General features: G+C 58.2%; 14 protein-coding genes and 1 pseudogene. 3 read left to right on the forward strand and 12 right to left on the reverse strand.

The window, feature by feature from the left end:
• Nucleotides 1-125 precede the first annotated feature (125 nt).
• Together INQ47_RS00250 and INQ47_RS00255 are read left to right on the forward strand one after the other, a co-directional pair.
• The gene (locus tag INQ47_RS00250) at nt 126-1175 is read left to right on the forward strand and encodes a type II toxin-antitoxin system RnlA family toxin (protein ID WP_404700719.1); all 1050 of its coding nucleotides are present in this window, start codon (nt 126-128) and stop codon (nt 1173-1175) included.
• Nucleotides 1172-1543, forward strand: coding sequence for a type II toxin-antitoxin system RnlB family antitoxin (locus tag INQ47_RS00255; RefSeq protein WP_404700720.1), 372 nt, complete (start codon nt 1172-1174; stop codon nt 1541-1543). Before INQ47_RS00250 ends, INQ47_RS00255 begins: the two co-directional genes overlap by 4 nt.
• A gap of 74 nt (nt 1544-1617) precedes the next feature.
• On the opposite strand, the gene INQ47_RS00260 is transcribed toward INQ47_RS00255, so the two are convergent.
• The 12 genes and pseudogenes from INQ47_RS00260 to INQ47_RS00315 form a co-directional block, all read right to left on the reverse strand.
• Nucleotides 1618-2379 carry a hypothetical protein gene (locus INQ47_RS00260; RefSeq protein ID WP_404700721.1) on the reverse strand — a complete coding sequence of 254 codons (762 nt, stop codon included), beginning with the start codon at nt 2377-2379 and terminating at the stop codon, nt 1618-1620.
• A gap of 405 nt (nt 2380-2784) precedes the next feature.
• A pseudogene (locus INQ47_RS00265) lies at nt 2785-3291 on the reverse strand (hypothetical protein); the annotation flags it as partial.
• A 249-nt stretch (nt 3292-3540) separates the two neighbouring features.
• Nucleotides 3541-4053, reverse strand: coding sequence for a hypothetical protein (locus INQ47_RS00270; RefSeq protein WP_404700722.1), 513 nt, complete (start codon nt 4051-4053; stop codon nt 3541-3543).
• 7 nt (nt 4054-4060) lie between these two features.
• Nucleotides 4061-4624 carry a siphovirus Gp157 family protein gene (locus INQ47_RS00275; protein WP_404700723.1) on the reverse strand — a complete coding sequence of 188 codons (564 nt, stop codon included), beginning with the start codon at nt 4622-4624 and terminating at the stop codon, nt 4061-4063.
• The gene (locus tag INQ47_RS00280) at nt 4621-5352 is read right to left on the reverse strand and encodes a hypothetical protein (protein ID WP_404700724.1); all 732 of its coding nucleotides are present in this window, start codon (nt 5350-5352) and stop codon (nt 4621-4623) included. The genes INQ47_RS00275 and INQ47_RS00280 overlap by 4 nt, the downstream gene beginning before the upstream one ends.
• Nucleotides 5353-5639: 287 nt before the next feature.
• Nucleotides 5640-5861 carry a hypothetical protein gene (locus INQ47_RS00285; RefSeq protein WP_070384115.1) on the reverse strand — a complete coding sequence of 74 codons (222 nt, stop codon included), beginning with the start codon at nt 5859-5861 and terminating at the stop codon, nt 5640-5642.
• Nucleotides 5858-6061 (reverse strand): hypothetical protein, encoded by a 204-nt coding sequence (locus tag INQ47_RS00290; RefSeq protein WP_084850547.1) that lies wholly within the window; start codon nt 6059-6061, stop codon nt 5858-5860. Before INQ47_RS00290 ends, INQ47_RS00285 begins: the two co-directional genes overlap by 4 nt.
• Nucleotides 6058-6474, reverse strand: coding sequence for a hypothetical protein (locus INQ47_RS00295; protein WP_265977930.1), 417 nt, complete (start codon nt 6472-6474; stop codon nt 6058-6060). The genes INQ47_RS00290 and INQ47_RS00295 overlap by 4 nt, the downstream gene beginning before the upstream one ends.
• Before the next feature lie 20 nt (nt 6475-6494).
• A complete protein-coding gene (locus INQ47_RS00300; protein ID WP_404700725.1) occupies nt 6495-6806 on the reverse strand; it encodes a DUF551 domain-containing protein in 312 nt (103 codons plus the stop codon).
• Nucleotides 6725-7045: a hypothetical protein gene (locus INQ47_RS00305; RefSeq protein ID WP_404701233.1), complete on the reverse strand. Its 321-nt coding sequence runs from the start codon at nt 7043-7045 to the stop codon at nt 6725-6727. Before INQ47_RS00305 ends, INQ47_RS00300 begins: the two co-directional genes overlap by 82 nt.
• A gap of 182 nt (nt 7046-7227) precedes the next feature.
• The gene (locus INQ47_RS00310) at nt 7228-7392 is read right to left on the reverse strand and encodes a hypothetical protein (protein WP_404700726.1); all 165 of its coding nucleotides are present in this window, start codon (nt 7390-7392) and stop codon (nt 7228-7230) included.
• A gap of 242 nt (nt 7393-7634) precedes the next feature.
• Nucleotides 7635-7796, reverse strand: coding sequence for a hypothetical protein (locus INQ47_RS00315; protein ID WP_404700727.1), 162 nt, complete (start codon nt 7794-7796; stop codon nt 7635-7637).
• 777 nt (nt 7797-8573) lie between these two features.
• Here INQ47_RS00315 and INQ47_RS00320 point away from each other — a divergent pair.
• The gene (locus INQ47_RS00320) at nt 8574-8888 is read left to right on the forward strand and encodes a DUF1654 domain-containing protein (RefSeq protein WP_404700728.1); all 315 of its coding nucleotides are present in this window, start codon (nt 8574-8576) and stop codon (nt 8886-8888) included.
• Nucleotides 8889-8891: the final 3 nt, after the last annotated feature.

The following is an 8891-nucleotide window of genomic DNA, read 5'->3' on the forward strand; positions in this document are numbered from 1 at the left end:
CAAGGTTTTGTCTAGACTGCAGTTGTGTCACGAGATTTTGGTTCGCTAAGCCAAGGATGGATCTGTTCTCAGCGATTCCATTTTGATAGCATCGTGCTTCCTATGGACGGTAATAAGCATTGAACATGACCAAGCCCGACGCTAAGAAATATAAAGATCTGAATTTGAATCTTGATCGCATTGTTCCATGCATAGAGCGCCATGGAGGCGTCGGGCCGGTACTCGAAAAGAAAAACGAAAAAGAACATCATCTGCGCTTTCATGTAAAAGATAATGTTTTTCTCATGAAAATTTTCCCCGTCGCCGGTGGGGTCTTCTCGTTGGGTAAGGCTGCAGGGCACTGCCCGGAAACATTTGAGTTATTTGCCGATAAGATTGTCGGTGAGTGCGTTACGCCGACGCCTGCAAGCTTGAATGTCTCCCTTCCAAGATTTCCATCAGAGCATGTTCTTTCAATTTTGGAATTTCTCTCCGAAGCTGGAGCGCAGGTCTCTGAGGTTGATGGCGGGCCACTGTGTAAAATGTATCGAGTTGTTGGCGCGCTTGGAGATAGCCTTGTAATCAAACATTACAACTCTGGAACGCTTCAGTTTCAGGGCAAATATAGGCAGTTAGCCACGCTTGTCAGTGACTATCTGGGTTCTGTGCTTTCTCTTGATGAGGTGATTAAAGCGCAGTCGAAAATATACTCCGTGGATTTGACGGTTCAGCAAGTTAAAGATGGACTATTGGCTGTTATTCCGGCTGCGCACAGTTTTATCACTGAGGAAGTAAGGGTTCAATTAAGCTCCGCCTTTGCACTCGCAAAAATCCAATTGCCGGTCGAAGACTACTCTTGTGTTGCGTTGCCTGCGTTGCGCGGTCTAGAGGGGTTCATCAAGGATCTTTTAATCAAGGGGAACCTTCATCCGGCGAGGCAGTCTACTTTTAGCGACTATTTTCGTGATGGCAAATTGGGAAGGGATCAATCTGCGCATGTTGTAGAACATGGTGGGCAAGCTTTGAAGGAAGTAATTGATGTGTGTTACGCGTTCTATGCGGTGGAGCGACACAGAATTGCCCATATGGATGCACCTAGCACTACTAGCAGAATATTGGACTTCCCTGCTGCTGAGACAATAGTTAATAAAGTTTTTGAGCTTGTTGAGGCATCATCCAAGAGGCTTTCAAAATGACGTCGGATTATTTGGTGAGTACAGAGATGCCAGAAGGGCTGGGTGTGACAGCTATCGTTCTTGCTGCTAATCACCATAGTCCCTTTGAGTGTCTTGATGAGATTTCCAAAGACTTAAATGATAGGTCGATAAAAGGTGCTATTGCCTTTGACCTGCTCTTGGCAAATGGAAATAAAATCAATAGATATTTCCTTGCTAATTTTGATGGCGAGAGCTTTGCATTAGATAGTATCCGGAAGTTTGGTGGGGAGTATGAGAATCTCAGCAGGATTTCGGCGCAGGTACTCAAGCAGAGCGTGAAGGTCATCGATGCGGTGCTTTTAACGCCCGCTATGAAATTTGCAGTCAGTCGTGGGATACCTTTGTAAAAGCTAGTCTGCGCCGCCTATTTGGGCGGCGCTTTGGTTTGTTGAGCTTTGCGCTGGCGGGCAGCGCCGGAGCGTCAGGCGGCTTTCGCCTCGGCCTGCTGAGCGACGATCGCCTTGGCGGCGTGGTTGATCAGGTACAGCCGATTGATCAGGCTGTCCCGAGGCTTGTCGATGGTGATCTCCCAGTAGTCGCAGCCCAGGCCAAGCACTTCGTGGTGCTCGCTCATGAGCATGTTGGCCTGTTCGACGCATTCGACGTGGTCGGCTTCGTACAGGCGATCATTCAGAGAATCCCAGAAGTCATGCCCGTCTTCGCCGTATTCGATTGCTGCGAGCCGATCCTTGACCAAGCTCCGCAACTCATCCCACCTGCCTGCTTCACCTACACCGCCGTCATTCCGCATCCACTCGGGCAGGGCGGCGTACAGCTCGTCGTCATCGGTGTTTTCACAGATCTGGCTGCAGACGCCGGTAACCAATGCTGCGCGGAAAGCATCCTCGTCGAACTCGCGCTCGCGGCAATGCTCTTCGAGCTTCGAGTGGATGTAGTAGCCGATGTCGTCCCCCGCCAGGAACTCGATGCCGTAGGACAGGCCGACGTTGAAGGTCAGGCCGTCGATGTCGCCGACAGTGGCGATGCCGAAGCGGGTGATCAGGATGTCGAAGGCGTAGCAGGTGGTGCGGGGGGCTTTGCAGCGCCAAGCCTTCAGCTGATCAGTGTCAGCCAGGACGGTGTATTCGTGCTCCTTCAAGCACTCGGCGGCACTCTTGCGGCGCCTGGCCTCTTCGGCTTTGCGCTGAGCGATCCATTCTTGGTGGCGTTGTTCGTCGTTCATGGCTTTCTCCATGCATGCGCCGCCCTCCGTGGCCGGATGCGGCATGGTGGCAATTTGAATGTGCTGGATTCGACGTGTAGTATTGCGCCCACTATTGAAGTCGCTGAGTAGCGATTTTTAACGAGCACGGACTAACAGCTAGCACGAAAGAAAAACTCTTCAGCGGTTTGGCAGTCGCATCGGGCCTAGTAACGCTATGTGGAGCTCCAGCAATTTTTGGGGTTCAGTTGTTCAACCATATCGATCTAGGAGCAGTGTTGATGGCTATTACAGCAGCATTTGGATGGGGCGGGACGGCGCTGGGAGCGATCGGTTTTCCAAATTGCGAAGGGTTGGACGAGTAGCGCTGGTGTCCGGACAGTGCCGAGGGGGTTCGATCCCTCCCGCTCCCTCCATATTTTGACCCGGCGGAACAATTTCATCCCCTGGATCCTGCTGAATAATCAGCATGCTCTTCCGGTCGAAGGCCAGCGCCAGGCGCGGCGAGATGCTGATCTCATGCCGCGGCGGCGTGAGAAACTTCGCCGCGTGCAGCCTGCCCAGTGCATGGATGCCGTGGATCAAAGCCTCGATCATCTGGCTGTATGTGGCGTCTGCCCAGCCGCAGATCGCGCGCAGGTGCTGGCCGGTTCGCGTCCTGGCCGACAGCCGCAGCGGCTCGGTCCGCGCCACAGACCGGTGAGCTTCGATTTCGTGGCGCGCGATCCTGAACAGTGCGTGATGCCCGAGCGCCTCGACGTGATGAATCATCAGCGTCATCGCCTCGCCCTGTTCCTCGATCCCGGCCCACTCCATGAGCTCCAGCAGGGCCTGTTTAGTACCTGGTCGAACCTTCAAACGCAGGTCTTCTTCCTGCAACCGGGCGGCTTTGGCGCGGCGCTTCTCGTCGCGCTCCTTGGGTGACATCGCCATACGGCACCTCCATGATTCCGCTGGGCGGCATGTGTATGTGCAGCTGGCGGCGACGCTGCTGCGTGAGTTTCTGGATGTGTCTCATGGGTGGCACACCTCAATGGGCGTTTTCTTCGTCGAGCCAGACGGCATAACCACCAGTAGACGCTTGTTTCCTCGGTATACGCCCCAAGGCTGACCAGTGGACCTGGCCATGGCCGCCGCGTACTTCACGGCGGGCACAGGCTGAGACATGGTGGCGATCATGGCCTACCCCCGATTCCGCTGGAGCGGGAAGTCAATGTCGAACTCGGCAATGATGCGCGCGAACCTGCAGTTACCGATGCCCAGTTCCAAAGTCACGCCCCACCGGGACTTGCCGGCATCACGCAGAGCAATGATCTTGTCGGCGAGTTCACGATCCTCCTGGCTCGGTTCGGCCTTTACCTTCGTCGGTCTGTCCGGCTTCGGTGGAGTGAAGAACCTGAATCCTCCCCGCGCTGCTACGCCCCAGAGAGCGGTCTTGGTTTCGCCCAGGAGCTTTGCGACCTCACCACAGGTCATGGTCTTGGCGAGCTCTTCTACCTGAGCTGTGCGTGCCTTGGCGCGGCTTTTACGCTCGCCGCCGCGCTCCTGCTTGACTGGCTTGACCCGCTTCGACGTCGGCTCAGGGTGATGGCGCTGGCGGAACGGCACGTACTGGAACCCTTCGAGCACAACGATCCGGCCGCCAGACGAGAAGAAGGCCGCTTTGGCGGCCTCCAGGTCGATTGATGGGTTCATGCTGACCTCACTTGATGCGGATTGAGCTCTCGCCGCGCTCCAAATGCGCCCAGGCTGGCTGAGGTATCAGTTCGTGTTCGCACTCTTCGCCGGCGGCCATGCGCTTGCGGACGGCTTCGTTGTGCTCGCGATCGGCCTTGAGCTTTGCGGCGATGGCGTTCTTGTCCGGCGCGATCTTGGTCTGCACTGATGTCAGGTCGTCCGGCACCGCCTGCTCGTTGTCGACGATCACCTTTTCCTTACCGGCGACCAGGCTGATGGTGAACAGCGGGCGCTTGATCGACTTGATGTTGGCTGCGTCCATGTTGCGGCGTAGGTAGTCGGTGATCGCCGTCACGCTGTTGGCCTTGATGCGCTTGAGCTCGCTCAGGCGGTCGATTTCGGCGTCGATGGCGCCGATATCGCTCTCGATGTTCCGGCGCAGCATGACGATGTTGTCGGCCTTCACTTCAAACTCGCCCTGGATCCCGGCCATGGTGTCCTGGATGGCCTGCTTCAGGCCTTCGTCGTCGGTGTCACACATGGCGGCCAGTTCGGCCATCTGGCCGGTGAGTGCGTAGAGCTGGGTCATGCTGCAGCCTCCTGTGGCTTGCCGGTCTCGAGGTTCTTCAGTTCAAGCGAGATCCGCGCTGCGCCTTTCTCATCTTTGCGGCCGATCAGCTTGCGAACTGCGTGGTCGTGGATTTTCTTGCGCTCATGCGGCGTCACCGCCTTCTGCATGGTCTCGATCGTGTCCTTGATGAAGTCCAGGCGCTCCTGCTGTTGGCGCTCGATCTCGGCCTGGCGGTCTTCAGCTTGCTCGATCGCTTGCTCGGCCTGAAGCTGCTGGACATAGTTCAAGTCGTCGAACATGCCCAGGAACACGTCGGCGCTGAAGCCAAGCATCGACAGGGCCTTCTTGATGGCGTCGGTCAGCGACTTCTTCGGCGCCTCGCCGTCGGTGGTAGTACCGTACTTCGACTTGTAGAGGTACTGGGTGCACCCGTACTGCTCGATCTCGCCGCGCTGGCCGTCGAGCACAAACCAGAAGGTGATCTTGATTGTGTGGTTGAGCTCAAAGCCCAGGCTGACGCGTTTGTCACCTTCGCCACTGAACATCTCAGCGCCCCTGTCGAAGCGCTCTTCAACCACGTTCCAGCCAAAGCCGATGCCGGCCGGGCCGAATACCTCGGTGGCCTTCATGATCATCGCGGTGCCGTTCAGGCTGGTGATCTGCTGGCCGCCGACCTTGGCTTCTTTGGTGAATTGGGTGTTGGTCGTCTGGACCTTCTCCCAGATGCGCATGTTGGTAGTGGACATTAGAAAACCTCGCGCCAGGCCGGCGCCGTCAGTTGAAATAGGGAAATGCCAGGTCACCCAGGCACGGAGGTAGGCTCCAGGCCCTGGCTGCGGTGGATGGTTGCGCGCTCTCGCCGCTTACGCTCCCGAAGGGATACGGTTATCCCGAAGGCCCGCCGTGCGCCGGGTGTGAATTCAGGAAGTGATGCTGCCGGCCAGTGCGCTGGCGAGCATGAAGAAGGTGCAGGCGAAGAGCATCGAGAAGGAGCCGCGCCAAGCCGCGATGCGGCGGGCCCGCTGGTAGGAGGTCACGCCCGAACCTCGTAGCCGACCGTCCATTCTCCGCAGATGCAGGCCCGGCACTTCCAAGCCTGCGGGTTCTCGATGCTGGCCAGCGCCGCCTCATTCACCGCTGCCGCGAACGTCGGGCCCTTGAACAGCATCAGCACCCGGTCAGCCGGCATGGCCTGAGCCTCGGGCAGTTCGGCGATCTGCTCGTCGATGAGCGTGGTGATCAGTGGCGTAGTCATGCAGCCTCCTTGCGCCGAACGGCAATACGCCGGATGCGCTCGCAGTAGTGTTTGAACTCCTCGGCGTCGATGGCGAGGAGGGAGAAGTAGGCGACCACCAGGGTTTCGGCTTTGGCGTCCTCCACCGGGCCAGAGCCCGGCAGAAGCATCGTTTCGATAGCCGCGTTGATCGCGCTGACGGCGATGCTGTGAGGGCTCATTCCGCCCCCTCGGCCTGGGCCATTACTCCTTCCTTGGCAAAAGGGGTGAGCAGATGGCGGGCGATCTCTTCCAGCGCCGACTCAGGGTTGGCCACGCTCAGGATCTCGTCAGCTGCCGCTGCTGCGTCGCTGGTCACCTTGCAGCGCGCCGCCAAGACCAGGCGACCTAACACCGAATTGCTGATATCCGACTGGCCAAGCTGACCCATGACGAACTCATCCACCGCCTGTGCAAAGCGCTCATAGGTGACACCCTGCTTCGGGCGCATCCGACGCTGAAACACTACGTCGCGGCGCGCCATCAGCTCAGCGATGCCGTCGTCGATCCAAGTGGATTCCGCGTCGGCTACTTCGCTCACCGCCGGCGGCATCCGATTGTCGTACTCAAACTGTGCTGCTCGAAGTGCGCCCATGGTCGCCTCCAGGTGGTGGGTTACTCGGTGGGTGGGGAAGGGAGGGGCTGCCAGTGAGTCGGCTTCCAGCTTGAGGCCCAACTGCTTTGCGGCTCTTCCCACGAAAAGTACGGCGGGTAGCCGTGGAAGTGGGCAATTGATCCTTCGCCGTACTCCAGGTACTGGCTTTCACGAGCGCCGTAAGCCTCATTCCATGCCAAGACCGTGGAGCCGACCTCCGGCAGCCTGTCGCTGCACTTGATCCAGCCGCTCATGGCTTCACCCGGGCGGCGAGCATGGCGTCCGCGATGCGGTATGCGTGTTCGGCTATTTCCGACTCCGCCAATCCCCATGTGTCGTTGTGGGCGCAGATCCCGTTCATGGCTTTTGCCGCGAAGTGGTCACGGATAGTTAGGCCGAAGCAGGTGCCGTGCCCGCCGTAGTCGCTCGCCTGTACAGGAAAGGCTGGCTGGTCACCGGCCTCGGCAGGCTGGCATTCGTAGCAGATACCGCCAACCTGCTCGGATTCTTCGATGCAGCTTGCGCAGCGCAGGCAATGGCCTAAGCCAGATGGTTCTGGTGGCTGGTACATGGGTTGTCCTCATGACCGCATTGGTCGGGCACCAGGCGCAGTGACCAAACTGGGCGTGAAAAGCCAGCCTGGTACCCGCCAATGCGGTCGAAGTGAAGGGAAGGGGTGCAGGCGCCCGGCGCTGCCCGGGATGCGTCGAGTCTGGCCAGCTGATGCCCTCGGACTCGCCTGCAAAAAGGGTGTTACTGGTCGGCCTTGAGGTGGGCGATTGCCGACCGGTATGCCGCTGCGTTGTCACGCTCAAGCTTGGCTTGTTCGTGATTGCCCTCGGCCTCGTTGATCGGCGCGTTGGTTTCGCAAACCTGAGCGCTGACCTCCAGCTGGGCGATAGCTGCTGCGTGTTTCATGCGGTTCTCCTGATGATGCGGGATGCATCGGGGTGCAAGCTCAGCGGAATCGAACCGCTATCTGCGTCGGACTTTCTCGGCCTGGTGATCAGGCAGGCCACGGCCAGGTAGTCTTGGGCAGCTACTCCCGCGACTTCTGTCCCCGCGCGCAGATGCTTCCTGCGAACTTGCACTCCAATGCAGCCTGCGATGGGGAGCAGGGCATCGGGCAGTTAACGACAGGCTGACGTGGCGCTGGTTGTTCAGCGAAGCGAGTCTGCGATGTACATCCAGTAAACAGCTGCATGCGCGTTCATGGTCGCTTGCAGCTCGCACGCCTTAACCCGAGCTTTGCGGTATTTTGGATCAGCTTTTAGGTACTCGCTGATAAGCTCGTCCGCCCGGATTTTCGTTTTTTCATCCATCGTCTTGCCCTCCAGGGCGGTTGATTTCCCAGATGCCACTCATGGAATGGCACCTGGTGAAATCCCGGCCTCGCTACTGGCGACAGGCCGGGGCATTGCGTCAGCGGTGATCGTCTGTTCGGGTGGGCCTACCATTCGGCCAATGCGCGGTGACATCGACGGCCCTACTTTCCGCTGCCTGTCATGGGTACGGGCTCAGCCTTCAGGCTTGCTGTGCCTCACTGGCGAATCGTCCGGTTACTTCATGGCGAAATCTCCTATTGCTCGCTCACTGGGCAGGCAGTGGCCACCTATCGAATCTGGTGTTTCTCCCATTACCGCCGGGGTGGCGGGGCGCATTGCATGCCCGGGTCGTTCTCTCGGTTTAGGCGTTTCACCTTCGTCAGCCGTACAGGGTTGTCCCTGTCGTGGGCAGCCTTTCGGGGCTGTCTGGTCGCCGGTCGCCGGTAGAGGCAATGCGGTCTGTTCACCAGTTCCAGAGCTGGTATGGGGATCGAATTTATTGCTCGCGCTGTACCGTTGCCGGGATCGATCCGCGAGGTTCCCATCAATGTGAAAGAGCGTGGCCGGTGAGGGCCTATGCAGTCCCTAGTGAGTGACTGCTTGAGGTGAATTTAGAAAACTAAACGGATCGCGTCAAGAAATATTTTAGAAATCTAAACCGGCGAGACGAACGGGAATTCCTACAGGCCGTGCAATGTCAAGACTTCCGGCTCTGTAGGAGATCGGCTAATCTTGTGTCGTCCCTGTATGGATATACAGTTATTGGAGTGTCAGATGGCAAAGCCCCAGAAGCAGCAGGAGAGAGCGGTTATGTCGGGCGTGGAGCGCCTGGGTCTTCGGGTGTCATCGATGATTAACCACCCGATCGCGCAGCAACAGCGATGGGTCGTGATTCACCGCCTGGACGCCGACGGTGACCGGGAGTGGGAAGAGGTGATGGGGGTTCTCAAGGAAACTGACGGGATAGAAATGGAGTTCAACGAGGAGGATGCCTCGGTCACGCTGCGCTGGGAGGCATTCTCGGATGATGACCCTCAAGCACAGAACCAGGATGAGTTCTTCACGATCGAGGAGCCGGCGCCGTTCTAGCGC

The organism is Pseudomonas sp. 3HC3, from assembly GCF_044904505.1.
Taxonomy (GTDB): Bacteria; Pseudomonadota; Gammaproteobacteria; order Pseudomonadales; family Pseudomonadaceae; genus Aquipseudomonas; species Aquipseudomonas putida_Y.

Coding starts and splice junctions, on each gene's coding strand:
- INQ47_RS00250 (WP_404700719.1), top strand. CDS start 126: ATGACCAAGCCCGACGCTAAGAAATATAAAGATCTGAATTTGAATCTT.
- INQ47_RS00255 (WP_404700720.1), top strand. CDS start 1,172: ATGACGTCGGATTATTTGGTGAGTACAGAGATGCCAGAAGGGCTGGGT.
- INQ47_RS00260 (WP_404700721.1), bottom strand. CDS start 2,379: ATGAACGACGAACAACGCCACCAAGAATGGATCGCTCAGCGCAAAGCC.
- INQ47_RS00270 (WP_404700722.1), bottom strand. CDS start 4,053: ATGAACCCATCAATCGACCTGGAGGCCGCCAAAGCGGCCTTCTTCTCG.
- INQ47_RS00275 (WP_404700723.1), bottom strand. CDS start 4,624: ATGACCCAGCTCTACGCACTCACCGGCCAGATGGCCGAACTGGCCGCC.
- INQ47_RS00280 (WP_404700724.1), bottom strand. CDS start 5,352: ATGTCCACTACCAACATGCGCATCTGGGAGAAGGTCCAGACGACCAAC.
- INQ47_RS00285 (WP_070384115.1), bottom strand. CDS start 5,861: ATGACTACGCCACTGATCACCACGCTCATCGACGAGCAGATCGCCGAA.
- INQ47_RS00290 (WP_084850547.1), bottom strand. CDS start 6,061: ATGAGCCCTCACAGCATCGCCGTCAGCGCGATCAACGCGGCTATCGAA.
- INQ47_RS00295 (WP_265977930.1), bottom strand. CDS start 6,474: ATGGGCGCACTTCGAGCAGCACAGTTTGAGTACGACAATCGGATGCCG.
- INQ47_RS00300 (WP_404700725.1), bottom strand. CDS start 6,806: ATGGGGATTGGCGGAGTCGGAAATAGCCGAACACGCATACCGCATCGC.
- INQ47_RS00305 (WP_404701233.1), bottom strand. CDS start 7,045: ATGTACCAGCCACCAGAACCATCTGGCTTAGGCCATTGCCTGCGCTGC.
- INQ47_RS00310 (WP_404700726.1), bottom strand. CDS start 7,392: ATGAAACACGCAGCAGCTATCGCCCAGCTGGAGGTCAGCGCTCAGGTT.
- INQ47_RS00315 (WP_404700727.1), bottom strand. CDS start 7,796: ATGGATGAAAAAACGAAAATCCGGGCGGACGAGCTTATCAGCGAGTAC.
- INQ47_RS00320 (WP_404700728.1), top strand. CDS start 8,574: ATGGCAAAGCCCCAGAAGCAGCAGGAGAGAGCGGTTATGTCGGGCGTG.